The organism is Acinetobacter sp. OYA S30 (assembly GCF_033599315.1).
Lineage (GTDB): Bacteria > Pseudomonadota > Gammaproteobacteria > Pseudomonadales > Moraxellaceae > Acinetobacter > Acinetobacter baumannii.
The window spans coordinates 1-21821 of record NZ_JAWVAV010000013.1; the positions used below are offsets into that span (position 1 = coordinate 1).

Below are 21821 nucleotides of genomic sequence, written 5' to 3' on the forward strand. Positions count from 1 at the left end.
TAAAAGCTCCTGTTAAAAGCAGGGGCTTTTTTTTTATGCTTAAAATAAAAATTACAACTTCATTTAGCTTAAATCTTGCTAATAAATGCCGAAAATTTCATATAAATCAAGCGAGTATATATTTTAATCAAAATTACTATCTTTATATAATATGTTTTTTATTTTCAATATCTTAGCAATAAGAGGCCTATATATCAGAATCGAACAAGTTATTTGTAGAATATTCATTTATTGATATATGATGAGGCCATATTTAGAAACTGTTTCAAAACATAATTCTATTGTTCAGCGTGCAAATTCACGGAAGGAATGATGCTGAAATCAGGCTTCTAAACCCTATATCTGGAAATTATATCCAGCCAAATATTGCATTTCGACCCAATGGTTGGAAATGTCTCGCTCTGATTTAGAGTAGGCGTTTCCTATTTTAGGATATATTTATGAAAAAATTATTTAGCGTACTGTTCAGTGCCTCTGTACTGACACTGACTGCATGTAATAAACAGCCTGCACAAACTGAAAATACAGCAGCAGCCAAAGATAAAACTGAGTCGGTTCGTACAATTAAATTGGTTTCAACAGGTTCTGATACGGATGTATGGAAATACGTGGCAACACTTCCTGAAACTGCTCAAGCGGGTATTAAACTCGAAGTAACCAATTTGACTGACTATGTTGTGCTCAATACGTCTGTAGCAAGTGGCGAACAAGATGTAAATGCGTTCCAGTCATTCAACTATTTGGCAGCTTATAATGCTTCAAATAAAGCTAAAGTTGCTGCTGTTGCGACAACTTACTTGGAACCAATGGGTATTTATGCAAATAAAGTTAAAACCGTTGATGAGTTCCCGCAAGGCGCTACCATTGCAATTCCAAACGATACTGCTAACGAAGCTCGTGCATTAACATTATTGCAGTCTGCTAAATTAATTAAACTTAAACCAGGTTTTGACCCTGTAAAAGGGACAGTGAATGATATTGCTGAAAACCCTAAAAACTTACAATTAAAACCTATTCAAATGACAACCGCGGTTCGTGTTAAAAACGATGTAGATGCGATTGTACTGGGTAATACATTGGCACTTGAGGGTGGCCTCAATGTAATGAAAGACGCAATCTTCCGTGAGCCAATCGATCAGTCTACTAAGCTTTATGTCAATTTATTGGGTGTAGCTGAAGCAAACAAAAATGACCCGATCTATACGAAACTTGGTGAACTTTACCACTTACCTAAAGTACAAAAATTTGTGAGTGAAAAATTTGGTGGCACAAAAGTTGAAGTGAACAAACCTGTTTCTGAATTTGCAGACATTAAATAAATAATTTTTTAATTAGAATTATTTTTCAAAGCTAAGCTTCGGTAATCGGAGCTTAGCTTTTTATTTATAATGTTGTTCTTAAGCTCTCTTATAATAAAATATTTATTAATTTCATTAGAAAATTAAGTAGGGAAGATATTTAAAGTTAGTTGTTGCGTTAGTATTCATAGTCTGAGAAATTAAATTACTCATAGAGTGGTTTTTTTTAAATATATAACTTTTGGAATTGGAAATTGATAATAAGGTAAAAATATGGTGCAAAGCGATATTTTTGATGCAATTAAAAATATTGATGAAGTTCGAAAAATAGATGATCTTTATTTAGTTGTAGATGGAGAGTCCAATTCTGAAGACCCAGTCGAAAGTTTAATATTTGAAATTAATAAAAAGTTTTGGGTTATTACAGTTAATCATAATTTTGATGAAATTGAATTAAAGGTCTTCTCTTCCTTACTAAATAAGGCAATACAACAACGATATTCAGATAATTTATCAAGTCTAAAAGGATTAGAAATTGGAACAATGTTCGCTATCGTCAATGAAAGAGGATATACAGATGGGATTAAGCTCATGCTTTACGACCATTCATTGAAAGAATCTAAGAGGAATCCATTTTTTGCTGTATTAACGATTGTTGCTTTGGCTTCTGGGTTGCAATATGAATTAAGAAAAACAGGAGTTGATACATATCTGATTTAGTTCATACATGTATCTATAAAAATTATTCAATATTAGATATATATGATAAGATATTTAATAAATATATCTGAGAATTAGGACAATCGAAAATTGTTTGAACTAAACTTATGTAAGTACATTTATGAAGAAGAAAAAAAAGAAATTATTGATGAAATTTATTTTGAAAAAATATGCGTTGATAATAATAAAGTTGTAGTAAGTAATTTTAATAATTTGCAACAGGTTGAAAAGTCTTTGGAGATTTTTAATAGTTATCTCGGAAAAAATAATTATTGCTATTGTTATATAATGATTGAATCTCGGCATAAGCTCACTACAGAATTAAAAGAAAATAATATAGCAAATTGTTTAATTCTTTCTGAAAACTTTACTTTTAATGGTGAAGAACTCTCTATTGAATTTGATCCAGATTTTGATCTTATAACAAAAAACAACTTAGAAGATTTTGAAAAATTTAAAAAGAAAGAAGAGCTATTGATTCGTCTTTCAAATGAAACTATAGGTAAAAAGAGATGGCTAAATTTTACAAAGCTAGAAAAAAATTGCTGGTTAGATTTTGCTTATTTTAGAATGAACGAAAGAGGGGAACCTTTATCATTAAATATAACAGTTGATGGTAAATACCTACTGTGTGAAGAAGATGTGTATTGTTATTTTGGAGAGGAGGTTTATGGGGTATTAGGATACTTAGGTTATAACTTTAATGCATTTGCTGATGTACTGCGGGATTTGCCTTTAAAAGTTAAATGGATAAATTTTCAGTACTCTAAAGATAATTTCGAGTCGAAAGAAGATTTTTATCATTTAGATGATTTTATTGAAGTGTTAAAAAAATACTCGTCATTAGAAATTTCATATTAGTAACCCATCAAAATTTAAAAATAAAGCAGAGATAGAGGAAAATATTATATGAGTTCTGAACTTACAGAAGAGTATATTTTTTATATTGAAATAAGTGAATTTAGTGAGTTTGATGATGATGTAACTATTTGGAGCGGATATCTTTCAGAAAATTGTGTAATCACTGATACTCAAGTTGTTTTTCATGGTTTTTTTGGTGAGGGTGAAATAAATAAAGATAAAAAAAGTAAAAAGTATAAGTATGATATCTATGGCATTAATTTATTCTTCTTAAAAGAAAATAACGAATATTTCGGGGTTTTAGGTTCTAGTATTGAATCTTTTGAAGTGAAAGATAATAAATTGATATTAAATTTATGCGAAGAGGAGACTTATTTTGATGAGTTTAAATTTGATTTAATTAAGAAATATCGAAAAAATCAGCTTAGATTACAAGATTGGTGTAATTTAAACGAAGAAGAGAAAAAGAAGTGGATAGAAGTTTCGCATTGGGTTCAACAGTACAAGCCTCTAGACCTAGTAAGTTCAATAGTTATAGATGGTAGAAATATTAAGTCATTTAATGATTTCTTATGCTGTATAGGTGAGGAAGTGAATGGATTGATGGGCTACTTTGGTTCTAGTTTTGGTGGTTTGTCGGATAGTCTCACTGGTGGGATTGGTTGTATAACTGTACCTTTAAACATTACTTGGAAGTACTTTGAAGAAACAAAGTATTCTTTTAATAACTATGATAACCCTGATGATTTTGAATACTTAATTGAACTTTTAAACGAAAAATCTACTTTAAATATTACGTAATGTTAAATAGAGGGTATTGTATATAATATGCATGCTAAAACATTAGTTAATAGTTATTTTAATATTGAAAATATTTCAATAGAAAAGTTAAAAAAGCTTCTTAATGAAAATAACGCTCATGATTTAGATATATTTGAAGATGTTAATTCTCTAGTTTTTAAATTAGATAGTATTAGTCTAGAAACTGATCTATATGAAGTATTGGTCTATGTTTGTAAGATAGATATTTTATCAATGCATAATTTGAAAATAGCCTATTACAAGAATATTTTTGATATGGACTATAATATTATTGACGATTTTTTCGTTACTCTAATGGATTGATCTATAACTATATTCATCAAAATGACATCGATTAGTCATCTAAATGAAACTCTGTTGATTAAAAATAATCCAATTTATTGGGGTAGTTTCCAGGCATGCAGAAAAAATCTTATAAAGTTCTAAGTTTAGTATTTCTTGTTGCGAGCATGATGGCTATTACTGCCTGCAATGATAGCCAAGATCAGCAATCTACAGTAGTTTCCCCAACCCCTACAGTTACCCGTGACCAGCGTTTTCTAACAGCAAAAACAAATGATGTAATTCAAGTTACGATTGCTGATTTGATCCCAACGCAGGGTGCAATTGGTTATGATCAAATTTATTATAAATTAGGGCGTTGGCAAGGTGATTTACAGCGCCCAACTTGGCAAGCAGATCCAGTCAATCAATTAGTTTATTTAAATAAAACCATTGGTAAGAAGTTTAGCGATTATTGTGAAGCGATTGGTGCAAAAGGTCGTGATGATTTTACAAGTCTGCAAGACCTACAAAAGGCCAATTTAAAACAATTGGAGACATTTAACTGTCAAGAACAGCCGGGCACTGAAACGGCTGATTTGAAAACAGTTGTTGTTGGTTATGATGGGCGCCTTTATTTGACCGATGGTCATCATACAATGACCGAATTCCGTGAGCTGCCTGATGGCGGTGGTCAACTTAAAGTATGGGTGAAAGTTGTTGGGAATTATAGCGATAGTAAAACTGCGGATGAGTTTTGGGCGAAAATGCTTGCCAATGGCCAAGCATGGTTAAGAGATGGAAAAAACCAACCGATTTCATATCAACAATTACCTAAAAACTTAGGCCTGAAATCTGCAACTAACCCTGACGGTATGCAAAATAATCCATATCGTTCACTGGTCTATTTCACACGTGATATTGGTTATAGCAAAGTTGCTAATGCAACGGACTATACTGAGTTTTTATGGGAAGATTGGTTTAACAAGCAAATCGCTAATAATCTGGTTCATCCTTTAAGTTTTTATCATACCGATGCGAGTGTGTATGGTGCTGCAGATGTATTGGCAACTACTGAAATAAAAAGTGACTTAACTGTATCGGGCAGTGCAACAGGCTATCAGGCAGCGGTTGCTGATTATTCCTTACTGATGGGAAGTACCAAACCAACTGATATTATTTATGGTACTTCAACTGCCGCAGATTTGGGCGCATTACAGCTTGTGAAAAATGCTGCTAAAGGTTCTGTTACTGCGACTTCAATTTCTAATCTTGCAGATTTGACCCGTGACGAAATTAAGAAAGATAAAACACCTCGTACAGGTGGAAGTATTTGGTATGCGGTAAATTATAAGTTATGTGGAAAACCTGCTACAGGAACGTGTTGGGGTTGGTAATTCACGAATATTTAATAAGAAAGGAGTGAGTAAATTCACTCCTTTTTTGTATGGGTAAATTCTTAGTATTTAGTCACAATAGAATTGTTAATTTAAAAATGAAGAAGCCATATCTTGCTCTTAATTAAGCCCTAAATATTTCGTCTTACAGATGCTATTAAGATTTTCACTATTTTTATAAACCTCAAATTAACAATAACTTGTTGATTATTTAGCCTTACTTTTTTAATGATCTAATTTAAATCAAATGTCATTTTGTGTGCTTGACTACAAGAGGGTGGAATACTATTCTTCGCATGCTGGCCACATTGCCAGTCGGTTTTAGCAGACCGTTCCGAAAAGCATTAAAAGAGCAATCTTTTAGTGACGAACCCTCGTGCCCCCTCTACGGCGGAACGGGAGGGGGACACCTTCGGGTGTGCTGGGTTTTTTCGGCCAGTCTGCTAACCCCCTTTCGTTCTGCCACCATAATTTAAATATTTTGGCAGAACTCCCAATAAAAAGGAGTTGGCTTTGCACATCCACTATTTTTTGGCAGCCTTTGCCAAAAGCTATAACGACACAACTTAACAATTTAAAGCAGCTTGATAGCCTGTAGGGTTTTCATGCTTTAAGTCATTACGGCTCAAAAAACTTGCATTAACTATAAAACTTGAGATGTGCCAAGCACAGTCTTTATGGCTTTGCTGTGCCTTTTTTTTCTCCCAAAAAAGTATCTCATTTAGAAACAACAAGAATTTATAACGGTAAAACTATGCCAAATTTAGAAACCTCTTCCAAAAAATTACACGTTATTCGTACGGCTATAAACTTATTTACCACCTATGGATTTCACACCACGGGTGTAGATCTGATTGTTAAAAAATCTGAAATTCCGAAAGCTACGCTCTATAACTACTTTCACTCAAAAGAAGGTTTAATTGAAATGTGCATCGCCTTTCAAAAAAGCCTGCTGAAAGAAGAAGTGCTCGCGATTATTTACTCAAACCGTTACTGCATGCCAACCGATAAGCTCAAGGAAATTGTGGTTTTACATGTCAACTTGAATAGTCAGTACCACTTATTACTTAAAGCCTTTTTTGAAATTAAAGGGACATATCCTCAGGCTTACCGTATGGCAATCGAGTATAGAAAATGGCTAATTCGAGAACTTTTTGACCTAATTTTTAGTTTGGAAACTCGTGCCTTAAAACCTGATGCCGATATGGTTTTAAATCTAATAGATGGTTTGATGTTTGGGTTTTTAAGTACCAATAGTTTGAGTGAGAGGGACGCGGTGGTGGAGCGGTTTTTTTAAATAACTTGATGAATAGTGCTTTGGAACAAGATGCTTTTAAAAAGGTAGTTCTAAAGCATCTTGCTCACTTAGTTTATATGGATCTGATATTTTAAGATAAACAGGATTATTGGCTCTTATTTTCAGAGTTTAATTTTGACTTATTGAGACTCATCTAAATCACGTTCGCGGCATGATAATTCATAATAATTACCTTTTGGCAGAGAACTAATTTTAAACCCATAGTAAGTGCTATCGGTTTCTATCGGAGCGATATTACATTGATTCTTTTTTGCAAATTTTTCAATTAATTTTAAATTGGTGGTTTGCTTAAATACAGCTCCCCAACCTTCACTCACACAACAGCCCACATATTCAGACATATATTCATCTGAAATAAGTACAACGTTTTGTCCCATAAATTCATAAGGTTTTTTGAGTTTGTATATATCGTTATAGTCTGCTCTTGAAATATTAGGTTTTTTGGCTAGGAAACCTTTTTGTTTAAGAATTTGAAACTTTAAAAAATCTTCAGGACCAGTACCAAGTCCCCGATAAATCGAGCTATTGTCCTCTGCAAAACTATATGAGCTGAAAATGCTAACTAAGCTTAAAAGTAATAATTTTTTCATTTGTAATTTCAGAAGTTGTATTAGGGCATAATTGTTTCATATCTTCTTTAAAGCGTAAAGTAAGTAGCTGATTTTTATATTATAGATAGATTTTTCTATACCACGGAAAACCATAATTAATTTACTAATAATAGGTTTCATATAATTAACTATCTATAGAATAAATTTTTTGCTTCTTTAAAAATTATTTAAACGAATTAAGTAAATTTTTTATTAGAGTCCTAATTTATTCGCTTATTGGATAGTCTTTTTGTATATAATATGTATTCTTTGTATTTATTTATCTTTATAGAGTAAACATGAAAAAAATATTAATCATTACTATGGCGTGTTCTTTCAGTTTAATTGCTTGTTCAACTACTGAAACTTCAAGAACGATACAAAGTCCACAAGTCACTGCTGCTACTGCTACAACAAAATATACCGGAGTAAAAACTCCTATTTCTATTGGTAAGTTTGATAATCGCTCTAGTTATATGAGAGGTGTTTTCTCTGATAATGTCGATCGTTTAGGTGGGCAGGCGAAAACTATTCTTGAAACACATTTACAGCAAACTGGCTATTTTTCAGTTTTAAATCGTGACAATCTATCAGAAATTAAACAAGAAGTAGGTTATAGCAATACTGCTCAATCTATTAAAGGTGCTCGCTACGTTATTACTGGTGATGTCTCTGAATTTGGTCGTAAAGAAGTAGGCGATCAACAGTTATTTGGTATTTTAGGACGCGGTAAACAACAAGTTGCTTATGCCAAAGTTAATTTAAATATTGTTGATGTAAAAACATCAGAAGTTGTGCATTCGGTACAAGGTGCTGGTGAATATGCATTAGGCGCACGTGAAGTTTTAGGCTTTGGTACTACAGCTTCTTACGATTCTACGTTAAATGGTAAAGTACTCGACTTAGCTGTTCGTGAAGCAGTAAATAATCTTGTGACAGATATTCAAAATAACCGTTGGTCAATTCAATAATTTTGGATATGTGTTAGATGAAAAAAATTCTTTTTAGCAGTTTTCTTGCGATGAGTTTGGTGGGTTGTGCCGCTGGCCCTCAACCTTTATACAATTGGGGAACTTATACTCATCAAACCTATTTGATGTATAACGCACCTGAAAAAGCAACGCCAAATACGCAGATCACAAAATTAGAAGCAGAGATTGAAAAAACCAAAGGTAAGGGCCTAGCTGTACCACCGGGGTTATATGCTCATTTAGGATTATTGTATTTACAAGAAAATAATTCTCAAAAAGCAATCGAGTATTTCCAACTTGAACGTCAAGTATATCCAGAATCTACCGTTTTAATGGATCGCTTATTGCAAAAAATGAATGCGAATGGTGGGAATGCAAAATCATGATTAAGAAACTTCTCATTGCCAGCTTGGTCATTTCTAGCCTTGCATTTACAGGATGTGCAGTTACTGCACCACCTAATAAAGATATTACGGCCTATAAAGCCCATATGCCAAAGTCAATTTTGGTATTGCCACCAGTCAATGATTCACCTGATGTAAAAGCGACCTATAGTTATTGGCCTACCGTGGTGGCACCTGTAGCAGAAGCTGGCTATTATGTTTTTCCAATCTCTGTTGTAGACAACATGTTTAAAGAGAATGGCGTTACTAATGGCAACGATGCTCAGTCTATTTCACCTCAGAAATTACAAGAAATTTTTGGCGCAGATGCTGCTCTCTATATTCGAATTAAAGAATATGGCTCTAAATATCAAGTCATTCAAAGTGTTGCTACAGTAAGTGCAGATGCAAAACTTGTTGATTTGAAAACGGGAGATGTGATTTGGACAGGTGAGAAAAAACTTGTTCAAGCGAGTAGTGATGGTAATGCGGGTTTAATAGGGATGGTCGTTGGGGCTTTAGTTGAACAGATTGCTGGCAGCTTTAATGATAGAGCTTATCCATTAGCAAGTATGGTCAATACTCAACTGTTTACCCCGACTAATTATAATCCAGGTATGGGGTTATTATACGGACCACGTTCACCTAAATTTCAACAAGATGGCGTAGCTAAGTAAATTAAACTCAAGCTAGTTTCTTAATTTCTTAAATAAGTTGCTTCATATATTTGCTATGTGGAGCACTTCTATAAAAACTTTGAACTAAGCAGAATAGACAGTTAAGAAACTGATTTTATCTGCTTAATTCAATTGAAATCATATTATTTCTTCTGTTTAAAACGGTATTTACATTTCAAGCAGCGATAGTCCTGAAATATATTTTTATCAATCATTACGCCTGCTTTTTTACCAAAAATATTACCTACCACACCGCCAGTAATGCCTGCACTGATTGCACCGACAAATGTTCCTACAGTTCCACCAACAATTACACCTAATGGTCCGGCAACAGTACCAATCGCTGCCCCTACAGTAGCACCAGTTGCGGCGCCGCCTACAGTACCTGCCGTAGTACCTGCAGCTGTTAATAAAACACCGCCAGTGGTTTTAAGTAATTTGTCATGATCACGTGTTTCAATTTCTGTAGAACCACATTTCGGACATTGCAGTGTTTTTTCCATAAAATTTTCCTGTCTTTCATCATTGAGCGACGCAGTAAATAGAGCGAAATCTATAAGTGGGTAAAGCACTGGGTTAGATGAAGTGTCTTTTTCCTAGAAGGGCATCGCAACAATATACTTTGTCAGCCTCGATTTTAGCTGAACATAAGCACAAATAATTATAGATCATGTAAACACTTGTATTTTAATCATGATCTGTTGAGTACGACCTAATTGCTTGTTTTAGAATGAATAAAGAATACATAAAATATCTCAGAATTAATTATTGTGAATTAAATTAGAAATAGGCATATGGCATGATTGGTTTGTTCTGAAGGCAAATCGTTTGTAAAGGCTAAAATAACAAAGGCTTATTCTGTTTAAATAAGCCTTGTTTGAAGATTAGAGTGATTTTTTCCAACTCAAAATTGTATATAGGCCAAACATAAAAGCAATCCAGATTGGAATGAGAATTACCGACTTTTCAAAGCCTTGAGTCCACATGATATATAAAATCATGCCAATAAAAGTCAAAACGACATAGTTACTCAGAGGTGAAAATAGTGCAGGAAATTTAGCAATTTTATTTTCAAGCTTCATCGAACGTTTAAATTTTAAATGGGTAAAACTAATAATTGCCCAGTTTAAAACCAAAGCTGCTACAGCCATGTACATAAGATAGCTTAAAGCTTCTTCTGGTATGAAATAGTTAAGTAATACACACCCAAAAATCAAAATAGAAGAAAAGATAACCGCGGATGTAGGTACACCTTGTTTGCTTACTTTTGCAAAAACTTTAGGTGCGTTGCCTTGAACTGCTAGCCCGTACAACATACGGCTATTGGCATACATCCCACTGTTATAAACAGAAAGGGCAGCAGTTAAAATAATAAAGTTAAGTAAATGTGCCGCCCAACCAATGCCCAGTTGGCTAAAAATCATGACAAATGGACTCTTATCTAAACCGCCGAGGTCCAGTTGATTCCATGGAATAAGCGACATAATAATTGCCAGCGAAGCCACGTAAAAAATTAAGATTCGAAAAATAACTTGGTTAATGGCTTGTGGAATACTTTTTTCAGGGTTTTCAGCTTCAGCTGCCGTCATTCCAATGAGTTCAATACCACCAAAGGCAAACATTAAAAAAGCGAGCATATAAAATAGGCCCGAGAACTCATGAGGGAAAAATCCGCCATGCTGCCATAGGTTTGAAAAGCTAGCTATAGAGTCATTACCTGCGGTAAGCAGTAAATATAAGCCAAACACAATCATTGAAATGACCGCAGCCACCTTAATAATAGCTAACCAAAATTCAGATTCGCCATAAAATTTAACATTGCCTAAGTTCAAGCAGGTGACCAGCACAAAGAAAAATAAAACTGAAACCCAAGCAGGGATATGAGGCCACCAATAATGTACATATTTAGCCACGGCGGTAAGCTCGGTCATGGCAACCAAAATGTACACTACCCAATAATTCCAGCCCGATAAAAAACCGGGAAATCTTCCCCAGTATTTTTGTGCAAAGTAACTAAAAGAACCGACTACAGGTTCTTCGACAATCATTTCACCCATTTGGCGCATGATTAAAAATGCAACCAAACCGACAATGGCATAACCCAAAATGATTGAAGGACCAGCAGACTGAATGACTTGTGCCGAGCCTAAAAATAGTCCTGTGCCCACAGCACCACCCATAGCGATTAACTGGATGTGACGATTTTTAAGTCCACGTTTTAGTTGGGAAGATGAGTTACTCAAAATACTATGCGCTGAATAAAGAAGCCGGCGTTATTGTAATGGATTGGATAGGGATAACCTAGTTTGAAAAGTAATATTGCGCTTATATAAAAAGATTCGCACAAACCTGTACGAATCCTTTTTTAGAAAAATGACGTTTTTATAAATTAGAAAGATACCATTTTGCCTGGGTTAATCATTGCGCCGATGCCATACATACTTTTAGCCAGTGGAATAACGACAGGGGCAAGGGTACGGCCAAAAATAATATTTTGATGGTCAATTCTAGATAACATTTCAAAGTCATTCGATTGACCAACAAAGTCATTTGCGATGGCTTTACCAATACGTACTGTCTGTGCTACGCCATGACCGCTCCAGCCGTGAACAGCATAAATAGGGAGCTTGTTGCCAAACTTACGGCTATCGACTGCACCATTTACCGTTAAATCAGTAGTTCCACTCCAGACGAAATCCATCTCTAGATTTTTAATTTGCGGGAATACGGTATGAATTCGATGCTCTAGATAATTTAGAGTTTTCTCTGGTCCCCAACATGTTCCAGTACCTTGTCCACCAAACAGTAAACGGTTATTAAAGACAGGGCGGTAGTAATCAATCTGGAACTGAGTGTCATAAACAGGATGTCCAAATGGCAGAAGCTCTTTGGTATCAAGCTCTAAAGGAGCGGTGGTCGCAACATAGGTGTAAAACGGAATAGTGGTATTGTTCTGTTCAGATAAAAGTTTAAATGAAGCATGGTGTACTGCTAAAACCACAGACTTTTTAGCTTTTACGACTGCATTTGCTGTGTGAACATAAATACCATCTGCTTTTTCTTCTATTGAAATAACTTCTGTTTGCTCATACACAGAGCCGCCGTTTTGGCAAAAGCCATAAATTAAGCCACGGTTTAAAGCCAACGGATGGATTTGTCCACCTAACTCATCAATTAAACCACCTGTATAGTAGTCAGACTTAATATAGTCCATGAGTTCGTGTTTACCCACAATACGGGTGTGGTCTTCACCTAAGTATTTTCGGGCATCGGCACCTTGTGTTAAGCCAACCAAATGACCTTCATGAACGGCGGCAGTAATATGGCCGTATTTTCGGTCAAAGTTGAGTTGGTATTTTTCCGAGATATCATCAATTAGTTGCATCGCTTCAGTAGAAGTAAAATGCCATAGCTTTTTGGCATCTTCGTAGCTGAGTCGATCGGCCATTTCTTGAGCTTCCCAACGTGCTAAACCTGGGGTGAGTTGTCCACCATTTCGACCTGAAGCTGCACTACCAATACGATTTTTTTCTAATAAAACCGTATCTACACCTTGTTCAGCTAAATGTAAGGCAGTTGATGAACCTAATAAGCCACCACCAATAACCACTACATCACACTCGATGTCAGCATTTAAACTGTCAAATGTATGCCAATTCGAGAGGGAACTTTCATAGTAGTTTGCTGGGTTATCTACCGAAGTGCCATTAACCGTGGTTGCGTCAAATTTTGTATGTTTTGGATTTAACCAGCTCCATTCTTTACCCACTTGTAAAGACTGACTTGGTTTGTATTCCACATCTTTTAAAAGTTGAGGTTTAGAAATAATTTTCATGACGAAGTTCCTTAAAAAATTAATAAGCATTACTAATTGCAATACTTTGTTTTTTAATCGTTTTATAAATGAATAGGAGAATGCCTAAAGCCAACCAGAAACATCCAAAAGTCAGTGAAGACGAGTCGAGATTGAGCCATAAACAAATAATGCTGATGACCGATAACAGCGGTAAAAATAGGTTTAGAAATTTATTTTTAAAACCTGAACGTTGCTTATCTTTAATATAAAATTTCATAAAAACTGAGAAGTTTACGGCTGTAAACGCAACGAGCGCACCAAAACTGATCAGACTGACAACTTGAGCTAAATCTAAGAAAATAGCCGACATTGAAATAAGCCCGACAAATAAAACCGAGAAAAAGGGTGTGCCTAAAGAGCTATGGATGGTTCCAAAATACTTTTTAGGGAAAATATTGTCGGTACCCATTATATACAGTAAACGCGAAGCACTGGCATGTGAGGCAAGGCCAGAGGCGACAGTGTTCATAATTTGTCCGCATAAGAAGATGGACTGAAACAAAGCACCACCGACATAAAGCACAATTTCTGGTAACGCTTCTGAAGGATGGTGAAAACGGACATTGTTTGGAAAATAAAGCTGAATAAACCAAGCGGCTGTGAAGAAAATAGCTCCGCCAGCAAGTGTGGTTAACATGACTGCACGGGGAATATTTTTGGTGGGTTGTTTGGTTTCATTTGAAAGGGTGGTGACCGCATCAAAACCTAAGAATGAAAAGCATAGAACTGAGGCCCCAGCAACAAGTGGTAACAGTGATTGTTGACCATGCCATAGCGGAGCCAAGGTAAGTACATGTTCGTAACCTTGAGTAGAGCCAATACCCCGGACCACTAAATATACAAAAATAACCATGAGGATAATGGGTGCGAACACAAACACGAGACTTAAGTTGGCAAGTAACCGAATACGGAAACAGTTGACTAAAGTCACAAGGCCCGCCGATACCAGCACCCAAAACCAATAAGGCAAACTTGGAATTAGTGCGGTGAGATAAATTGCTGCCAGTAATACATTGATGAGCGGTAATAACAGATAGTCGAGTAGAGAGCACCAACCGACAAAAAAGCCACTTTTGGGTCCTAAGCTTTCGGCAGTATAACTATAGGCTGAGCCTGATTTTTCCGAATTTTGACTAAACCTTGCGTAGCTCCAAGCGGTAAGCAACATAGCACCTAAAGCAAGTAAATATGCGAGAGGGACATGCCCGTTGGTAATTCCGGAAACAATACCGAAAGTATCAAAAACCGTCATGGGGGTCATATAGGCAATACCAATAATTGTCACTTGCCATAGCGATAATTTTTTTAAGGAAGACGCTTTATTTTCCATGTCTTTTCAACCTCAAATTTCGTTGTTTTTGCTTTTCATCCAGAAAGGCGATGCTATTTTTAGGCCAAAACTTCCCCTAGACCTGAATAAACAAGTCTGTTTGAAGAAAGTTTGAACAACAGCTAGGGCTTAAAGTGCTATATCACCTTGGTGGTACACTAAAGCGGGAATAAAAGGCCAATATTCTTTGCTTTTTAGATGACAACCAACTGGAAAGACTGACAGGGTTGCGAGAAAAACTGTTGATCAGTCTTATCTTTAAATAATGTCCCGGTTCTGATGCTAATGTCATTTGAAGTAATGACTCGAGATGAATCATTCATAATGACCGCCTTTTGCTTAATGTTTTTGAGTTTTGGCATAAGTAGTTTTTCAAGGGCCGAAACTAAAATATCGGTCGCAATGACACCGATAAAATGGTCATGAATCATGACAGGGTGAGCAATGGTAATGGTATAGGCTCCATTGCAAATATAATCCACATAAGGACCATGTATGCATGGACTTTTATTTTTTGCAGGTTTATGGAACCACTCAAATGAGCGGAAATCTAAAAAGCGCTGCGCATTTTGGTAGTTTTCAAGTTTCGCTTGTTGTAATTGATCTTCTTTTTTATACCACCATTCTAGCGTCCAATAGTCTTGCTCATCTTGAGTTGCCGGACTATAACTTGCAAAACCCGTACCTTGACTATAATGGCTCTGAGAGAGTGCTTTTTTAATTTCTTTCTGCAAAGCAGCGCGTTCTGAAGTTGAAAGCTTAATATCTGCATTTTTTTCAGAAGCGTGTTTTGACAGAATTTTACTTGCTTTACTTGCGAGTGTTTCCGTGATAGAGGTTGTTTCGTCAACCACCGTCTTTAACAAATTTTGAAGCTCTTCTACATCTAAATGTTGGGTCATTCCTATAACTCCTAAAATTCCATATTCCTAACTTGTGTATTGATAAGCCATCTTATTTCTTATTTTTATTCACTCGATAACTTATATCGAAGCATTTGGTCAGTGAGCATTGAAACTATTTTTCTGGCTTGAATAACAGCTTCATTTTCATTGTTGTCAATAAAAGACGACAAAAGATGGTGATATTGCTTTACAACTTCACGGTGAAAATCATCATCTTGATAAAGCACGGCAATGAGCGGAGCCCATTCAGCCTGAATCGTGAGTTCCTGATTTGCCAGTCTTGAAGATTGGGCAAATGAGGTGAGTGTGAGTAAACAACGTAAATCAAGCTGTGCACGTGTATCTGCTTCAACGGCTCGTTCAAATTGATCAATTAACTCTTTGATTTTATTAAGTTCATATTCAGTTGTTCTTTGAGCGGCCAGATAGGCACTATGACTTAAAATTGCACTGTGAAACTCGCCTAAATCGGCAAGATACTCATTTGAAGCTTGGCGCAAAGGATGTTGATTTAAAAGTAAATCCGAAGGTAGCTCACAAACAAAACTTCCACCATTTCTTCCGCGACGTGTATCAATTAAACCCTTTACGCGTAAAGTATTTAATGCTTCACGAACAGTAATTGGTGAAACTCCCATTAAGCGTGCTAAGTCTGCTTCATTAGGAAGTTGTTCATTGCTTTTGAGCAAACCAGAGATAATTGCATTTTCCAAGCGTTCTACAACTTGTTCCGAACGAGTTGCTTGAGCAATAGGTGCAAAAATTATCGTATATGCTGACATGGCGAATTCTCTAAAAGCTAAGTCAAAAGACTTAGCTTAATGAAGCGGATAAATAATTATTAAAACACGCCATAACCATGGACAGCCTGTTCATCTTCAGGCACAGCAGGTATTGCATCCCAAAGTTCAACAATTTTGCCATTATCTACACGCCATAGTTCAAAATAGGCATGTCGATTTCCGGCAATACTGCCTTCGGAATGTGTCAATACAAATTGACCATCAGCAATGGAGCGATGCGTTTTTGAGTATACCAAACCTTGTCCTTCATTACGGATATTGTTCAAAAAATCAATCACAGCTTTAACGCCATCACCAATATCTGGACTATGTTGAATGAACTGATCGCCGTCGGTATATTCTTTAAAGGCTTCATAATTTCCATCGATTAATGACTTCTTGAAGAAAGACGTCACAATCTCGCGGTTTTTCTCTGGGTCATGGTGAGTTACGATTTCAGTCGGACCATCTAGTTGAGTTCTACCGCTTACATTCGGTGCAGCTTCTGCCACAAGGCCGTCCCAATGCTCGACAATTTTGCCGTCTTTTACTCGGTAGATATCAAACCCAACCAATGGGTTTTCATCTAAGCCTTGAAAGCGGCCATGAATTGCAACCAAGTCACCATCTGCTAGTACACGTACAGCTTCGTGTTGCATATCGGGACAATCTTCTACCAATTGACGAAGACCTGAAATACCATTTGCAACGAGTGGTGAGTGCTCTATAAAGTCTTCAGAAAAATAACGGTCTAGAGCAGTGGTGTCATGCAAATTAAAGAGTTCGTGATGGGCTTTAGTCACCAAGTCTTTCATTTCTTGCTTATTCATTTTGATCTCCTTTCAAAACGCATTGTTATTATTCGTTTGAACTCATCACATGTTTAACACGGGTATATTCTTCAAAACCGTAACCAGATAAATCTTTACCATATCCTGACTTTTTGAAGCCGCCATGTGGCATTTCCGCGGTTAAAGGAATATGGGTATTAATCCAAACTGTACCGAAATCAAGTTCACGTGATAGGCGTGTTGCACGAGCATGGTCTTTGGTCCAAACACTTGAAGCTAGGCCATATTCAACATCGTTGGCTTTTTCAATGGCATCATTTTCATCGGTAAATTTCTGAACGGTAATCACTGGTCCAAAAATTTCATTTTGAATAGCTTCATCATGTTGTTTTAGGCCACTAATAACAGTCGGTTCAAAATAGAAGCCTGGGCGGTCTGCCTGTTTTCCGCCTGTTTCAACTTTGGCGTGAGCAGGTAAGTTGTCGATAAACGCTTTAACATTCTTTAATTGATTGGCATTGTTAAGTGGACCATAAAGCGCGTCTTGATCATCTGGATCGCCAAAACGGGTATTTTTTGCAGCTTCAATTAACTTGCTTAAAAATTCATCATGAACAGATTCAGCCACAATCACACGCGTTGCCGCAGTACAGTCTTGCCCTGCGTTGAAATAGCCCGTTAAAGCAATCATTTCAACTGCTTTGTCGAGGTCGGCATCTTCAAAAACCAGTACAGGTGCTTTACCGCCAAGTTCAAGATGGGCTTTTGCTAAATTTGCCGCAGCAGAAGCAGCAACTTGTAATCCGGCACGAACTGAACCGGTAATTGAAACAAGAGCAGGGGTTTTGTGTGATACAACTTTTGAACCGACTTGCGCTTGGCCTAACACTACGTTAAATGCACCTTTCGGAAAAAATGGTGCAGCAATTTCTGCAAGTAAAAGGGTACTTTCAGGAGTTGTGTCACTTGGTTTTAATACGACAGTATTACCTGCGGCTAAAGCTGGAGCAATTTTCCAAACCGCCATCATGAGTGGATAGTTCCAAGGCGTAACCTGACCAACCACACCGACTGGTTCACGACGAATAGAAGAAGTTAAACCTTCTAAATATTCGCCAGTTGCTGTGCCATCGAGTAAGCGGGCAGCGCCTGCAAAGAAACGAACTTGATCTGCCGATGCACCTACTTCTTCAGATGCAATTAAATGTTTTAACTGACCTGTATTGCGGCTTTGCGCTTCAATCAAACGGTCGGCATTTGCTTCAATGGCATCTGCCAAGTTAAGTAATGCTTTTTGACGAGTCGAAGGTGTACTACGTCCCCAAATTTTAAATGCTTCTTTTGCAGCAGCATAAGCTGCATCAACTTCTGCCTCGGTCGCATTTGGCGATTGTGCATAGACTTCACCAGTGACTGGGCTTACCAAATCGAAGAAATCATTTCCTTTGCTAGCAACATATTCGCCGTTAATGAAGTGTTGTAGTTGAGTTTTAGCCATTTTTTATACCTTGTCCTTAGGTTTTAACATATAACATATAATACTATATGTATTATGTTTTAAATTTTCTGTCAAATGCTTTGATGAGGGGAGTGAGTGAAAAAGTGGGAATTTAAATCAAATTAGATTTTAAGTTTTTGATTTTGATTATTTAAAAAAATTAAAAATTTATTGAGGATTGTTAGAATAGGTTCATCATGAGGATGGCACTTTTAGATTTAACGAGCGGCCATAGAGAAATTTTTGAATGAAAGGGAATGGATGAGCTCAGCCGTAAGTTGGCTCACCCCATGTTTAATTTAAGTTTGAACGCAGTGATTAGGTCTTATGGCTAGCAAGTAAAATACTAGTTTCACTGTTATAAATACCTGAAATATTTCTAATTCTCTCTAATACTTTATCGAAGTTTTCTAAAGTGTCGGAACGTAGCTCAACCAGAATATCCCATTTACCGTTAGTTTTATGCAGACATTCAACCGCACTTTCTAGGCGTAGTTCTTTAATCACAGACTGCGCTTTGGTGCCTTCGACCATAATGCTCATCCATGCACGAATGACATTTCGTTCCGCATTTGGTTTAAAACGAACCGTATATCCGGTAATAATGCCCGAAGATTCAAGATACTCCATTCTCTTTTTAATCGTTGCTCTTGAGACGTGAACTTTTTCGGCTAATTCGGTTACAGACATCCGTGCGTTATCTTTAAGTAAACCTAAAATAATTTGATCAATATTGTCCATAATGTAATTGTCAATTATCAGATTGGTAAAAAATAATTCATTTTTTACTGAATTACAAATTTTGTGAATCAATTTGATTTTGAATAATAAGGTCATCAGTTAACCCGAATAATTCAATTTAATGGACTAGATAAGATGAATAATTTTGCAGTTTCTCGTGGTGACTTTAACGAGTGGATGGTTCCAGTATTTGCACCGGCAAATTTCATTCCGGTACGTGGTGAAGGTTCACGTATTTGGGATCAAGAAAATAAAGAATATATCGATTTTGCAGGCGGGATTGCAGTAAATGCATTAGGTCATACGCATCCAGTGGCAGTCAATGCGTTAACAGAACAAGCAAAAAAACTTTGGCACGTCGGTAATGGTTATACCAATGAACCAGTACTACGCCTTGCTAAACAACTCACTGAAAATACATTTGCCGATAAAGTATTCTTCTGTAACTCAGGTGCTGAAGCGAATGAAGCAGCATTAAAACTTGCGCGTAAAGTTGGACTCGACAGCGGTGTTGCAGGTAAAAGTGGCATTGTGGCATTTAACAATGCTTTCCACGGCCGTACCTTATTTACCGTTTCAGCAGGTGGCCAACCAAAATATTCACAAGACTTTGCACCACTTCCAAACGGTATTAGCCATGTTGCTTATAATGATTTAGAAGCGGCTAAAGCAGTCATAAATGAACAAACTTGTGCAGTAATTGTAGAGCCTGTACAAGGTGAGGGCGGGGTTATTCCAGCTGATATCGAATTTTTAAAAGGTTTACGTGAACTGTGTGATCAGTTTGGTGCCTTACTTATTTTTGATGAAGTACAAACGGGTGTTGGCCGTACCGGTGCACTTTATGCCTACATGAATTACGGTGTGATTCCGGATGTACTGACTACTGCAAAAGCCTTGGGCGGTGGTTTCCCGGTCGGTGCAATGTTAACAACTGATAAGTTTGCTCCGCATTTTTCTGTAGGTACACATGGTACGACTTATGGTGGTAATCCGTTAGCAAGTGCGGTTGCAGGGGCAGTCTTTGAGTTTATTAATACGCCTGAAGTGCTGAATGGCGTTAAAGAGCGTCACGACTACTATAAAAAAGCTTTAAATCAATTAAATGAAAAATATGAAGTCTTTAAAGCAATTCGTGGCAGTGGTTTATTGCTCGGATGTGTTTTAAAAGACGAGTTTGCTGGTAAAGCAAAAGATATTAATAACCTTGCGGGTGAAGAAGGTTTACTGAGTCTTATAGCTGGTCCAAATGTAGTCCGTTTTACACCTTCTTTAATCGTTCCATTTGCTGATATTGATGAGGGCTTAAAACGCTTTGAACGTGCGCTTGCTCGCTTTGTGGAAATTCAAAAGGATGAACAAGCAGCATGATGATTATTCGCTACATTGAACCTAGGGATGTTAATGACCTTTACCTGTTGGCGCAAAAAGCAGGTTTTGGTTTGACATCTTTGCAGCCAAATATGGAAAAGTTGGCTGCACGTATTGAACGGGCGTGTAAGACAGTCGCAGGCGAACTCCCAAAGGCAGATCAGGTTTACTTATTTGTTTTAGAAGATACTGAACTCAACAAAGTTGTTGGCGTTTGCGGTATTGAAGTCGCTCTTGGTTTAAAAGAGCCTTGGTACAATTTCCATGTAGGAACCCAAGTTCACGCTTCAGAACCCTTAAGTGTTTATAACGCTTTACCTACTTTGTATTTGAGTAATGATCATACTAACTGTAGTGAGCTTTGTACTTTATTTTTAGATCCTGACTATCGCTTAAATAAAAATGGCAAATTTTTATCTAAAGTCCGTTTCTTGTTTCTCTCTGCCTTTCGCCAATATTTTGAAGAAACGATTGTTGCCGAAATGCGTGGATACTCTGATGCAAATGGGCAGTCACCATTTTGGAATGCGGTAGGCCATAAGTTTTTTAATATTGAATTTACCAAAGCCGATTATTTGAGTGGGGTGGGACAAAAGGCTTTTATTGCTGAGTTGATGCCGAGACATCCACTCTATGTTGATATGCTGCCTGATGATGCTAAAGCCGCGATTGGTATTGTTCATCCCAATACTCGACCAGCCTACAATCTCTTGCTTGAAGAAGGACTGCGCTACAAAGGCTATATAGATATTTTTGATGGTGGTGCAACGCTGCAAGCAGATATTGAAAATTTACGAGCAATTAAAGAAAGCCAGATTTTAACTGTACAAGTTGTAGAGTCTATTCCTCTTAGTTCAGGTGATGAACCCTATATTGTGGCCAACGATAACTATGAAAATTATCGAGCAATTCTTGTATTCGGCACACCTTATCAGGAGTCATTGCAAATAACAAAAGCACAAGCAAAACAATTAAATGTTGAAAATGGTGGTTTAGTCCGTGTGTTAAGCGTCCATGTTAAACAGGACTCGAACCCACAGATAGTGAACAAACTTAAAGAAACAGAACATTTGCGAATGGCTGTTAATTAAACAGAAATACTATACATTTCACCAAATTTAAGAAGGAATACTATATTATCGCTAGCGCAAGATGGGTATATGGATAAATACAATCTTGCTCGCTGAGCTGGGATTAATTAGCCTGTTTTATTATATAAAAGATAATTCAATAAAATGTGTAATTAATT

The 21821-nt window shown here is 36.6% G+C and carries 22 protein-coding genes; 12 read left to right on the forward strand and 10 right to left on the reverse strand.

Annotation, left to right across the window (positions count from 1 at the left end; translation table 11 throughout):
- The first annotated feature begins 440 nt into the window (after positions 1-440).
- From R5R67_RS08555 to R5R67_RS08585, 7 genes are all read left to right on the forward strand, one after another.
- Entirely contained in the window at positions 441-1319 is an 879-nt protein-coding gene (locus R5R67_RS08555; protein WP_000732871.1) for a MetQ/NlpA family ABC transporter substrate-binding protein, read from the forward strand.
- Between the two features lie 252 nt (positions 1320-1571).
- On the forward strand, positions 1572-2018 hold the full coding sequence (locus R5R67_RS08560) for a DUF6334 family protein (protein ID WP_000250737.1): 447 nt from the start codon (positions 1572-1574) through the stop codon (positions 2016-2018).
- Positions 2019-2108: 90 nt separating this feature from the next.
- Positions 2109-2879 (forward strand): hypothetical protein, encoded by a 771-nt coding sequence (locus R5R67_RS08565; RefSeq protein WP_000462448.1) that lies wholly within the window; start codon positions 2109-2111, stop codon positions 2877-2879.
- Positions 2880-2927: 48 nt separating this feature from the next.
- Positions 2928-3680: a barstar family protein gene (locus R5R67_RS08570; protein WP_000093650.1), complete on the forward strand. Its 753-nt coding sequence runs from the start codon at positions 2928-2930 to the stop codon at positions 3678-3680.
- 27 nt (positions 3681-3707) lie between these two features.
- Positions 3708-4004, forward strand: coding sequence for a hypothetical protein (locus R5R67_RS08575; RefSeq protein ID WP_000543064.1), 297 nt, complete (start codon positions 3708-3710; stop codon positions 4002-4004).
- A gap of 95 nt (positions 4005-4099) precedes the next feature.
- Positions 4100-5359 (forward strand): ParB/Srx family N-terminal domain-containing protein, encoded by a 1260-nt coding sequence (locus R5R67_RS08580; RefSeq protein ID WP_001170206.1) that lies wholly within the window; start codon positions 4100-4102, stop codon positions 5357-5359.
- Positions 5360-6113: 754 nt separating this feature from the next.
- On the forward strand, positions 6114-6656 hold the full coding sequence (locus R5R67_RS08585; protein ID WP_002061309.1) for a TetR/AcrR family transcriptional regulator: 543 nt from the start codon (positions 6114-6116) through the stop codon (positions 6654-6656).
- 140 nt (positions 6657-6796) lie between these two features.
- On the opposite strand, the gene R5R67_RS08590 is transcribed toward R5R67_RS08585, so the two are convergent.
- Complete coding sequence (locus R5R67_RS08590) at positions 6797-7267, reverse strand: hypothetical protein (protein WP_000735016.1); 471 nt, start codon at positions 7265-7267, stop codon at positions 6797-6799.
- Positions 7268-7566: 299 nt separating this feature from the next.
- Here R5R67_RS08590 and R5R67_RS08595 point away from each other — a divergent pair, with 299 nt between their 5' ends.
- From R5R67_RS08595 to R5R67_RS08605, 3 genes are read left to right on the forward strand one after another with little or no spacing between them, the layout of a single operon-like run.
- On the forward strand, positions 7567-8238 hold the full coding sequence (locus tag R5R67_RS08595) for a CsgG/HfaB family protein (protein ID WP_000721904.1): 672 nt from the start codon (positions 7567-7569) through the stop codon (positions 8236-8238).
- 17 nt (positions 8239-8255) lie between these two features.
- A complete protein-coding gene (locus R5R67_RS08600; RefSeq protein ID WP_000721818.1) occupies positions 8256-8624 on the forward strand; it encodes a DUF4810 domain-containing protein in 369 nt (122 codons plus the stop codon).
- Positions 8621-9298, forward strand: coding sequence for a DUF799 domain-containing protein (locus R5R67_RS08605; protein ID WP_000592254.1), 678 nt, complete (start codon positions 8621-8623; stop codon positions 9296-9298). The genes R5R67_RS08600 and R5R67_RS08605 overlap by 4 nt, the downstream gene beginning before the upstream one ends.
- Before the next feature lie 143 nt (positions 9299-9441).
- Here R5R67_RS08605 and R5R67_RS08610 read toward each other — a convergent pair whose 3' ends face one another.
- The 9 genes from R5R67_RS08610 to R5R67_RS08650 all read right to left on the reverse strand — a co-directional run bounded on the left by R5R67_RS08610 (position 9442) and on the right by R5R67_RS08650 (position 19201).
- Entirely contained in the window at positions 9442-9801 is a 360-nt protein-coding gene (locus R5R67_RS08610) for a hypothetical protein (protein ID WP_000416092.1), read from the reverse strand.
- Between the two features lie 381 nt (positions 9802-10182).
- The gene (locus tag R5R67_RS08615) at positions 10183-11541 is read right to left on the reverse strand and encodes an amino acid permease (protein ID WP_072688624.1); all 1359 of its coding nucleotides are present in this window, start codon (positions 11539-11541) and stop codon (positions 10183-10185) included.
- Positions 11542-11687: 146 nt separating this feature from the next.
- Positions 11688-13133, reverse strand: coding sequence for an NAD(P)/FAD-dependent oxidoreductase (locus R5R67_RS08620; RefSeq protein WP_000691969.1), 1446 nt, complete (start codon positions 13131-13133; stop codon positions 11688-11690).
- A gap of 19 nt (positions 13134-13152) precedes the next feature.
- Positions 13153-14484 carry an APC family permease gene (locus R5R67_RS08625; protein ID WP_000428073.1) on the reverse strand — a complete coding sequence of 444 codons (1332 nt, stop codon included), beginning with the start codon at positions 14482-14484 and terminating at the stop codon, positions 13153-13155.
- 194 nt (positions 14485-14678) lie between these two features.
- Positions 14679-15386, reverse strand: a complete 708-nt coding sequence (locus tag R5R67_RS08630) for a cache domain-containing protein (RefSeq protein WP_000191919.1) — start codon at positions 15384-15386, stop codon at positions 14679-14681.
- A gap of 65 nt (positions 15387-15451) precedes the next feature.
- Positions 15452-16171: a FadR/GntR family transcriptional regulator gene (locus R5R67_RS08635; RefSeq protein WP_001277435.1), complete on the reverse strand. Its 720-nt coding sequence runs from the start codon at positions 16169-16171 to the stop codon at positions 15452-15454.
- Positions 16172-16230: 59 nt separating this feature from the next.
- Positions 16231-17001 (reverse strand): nuclear transport factor 2 family protein, encoded by a 771-nt coding sequence (locus tag R5R67_RS08640; protein ID WP_001041177.1) that lies wholly within the window; start codon positions 16999-17001, stop codon positions 16231-16233.
- Positions 17002-17029: 28 nt separating this feature from the next.
- A complete protein-coding gene (locus R5R67_RS08645) occupies positions 17030-18460 on the reverse strand; it encodes a gamma-aminobutyraldehyde dehydrogenase (protein WP_001140777.1) in 1431 nt (476 codons plus the stop codon).
- Positions 18461-18778: 318 nt separating this feature from the next.
- Positions 18779-19201 carry an Lrp/AsnC family transcriptional regulator gene (locus R5R67_RS08650; protein ID WP_002001056.1) on the reverse strand — a complete coding sequence of 141 codons (423 nt, stop codon included), beginning with the start codon at positions 19199-19201 and terminating at the stop codon, positions 18779-18781.
- A gap of 135 nt (positions 19202-19336) precedes the next feature.
- Here R5R67_RS08650 and R5R67_RS08655 point away from each other — a divergent pair, with 135 nt between their 5' ends.
- Positions 19337-20572: an aspartate aminotransferase family protein gene (locus R5R67_RS08655; RefSeq protein ID WP_001058625.1), complete on the forward strand. Its 1236-nt coding sequence runs from the start codon at positions 19337-19339 to the stop codon at positions 20570-20572.
- Complete coding sequence (gene astA / locus R5R67_RS08660; protein WP_000972690.1) at positions 20569-21663, forward strand: arginine N-succinyltransferase; 1095 nt, start codon at positions 20569-20571, stop codon at positions 21661-21663. Before R5R67_RS08655 ends, astA begins: the two co-directional genes overlap by 4 nt.
- Positions 21664-21821 lie beyond the last annotated feature (158 nt).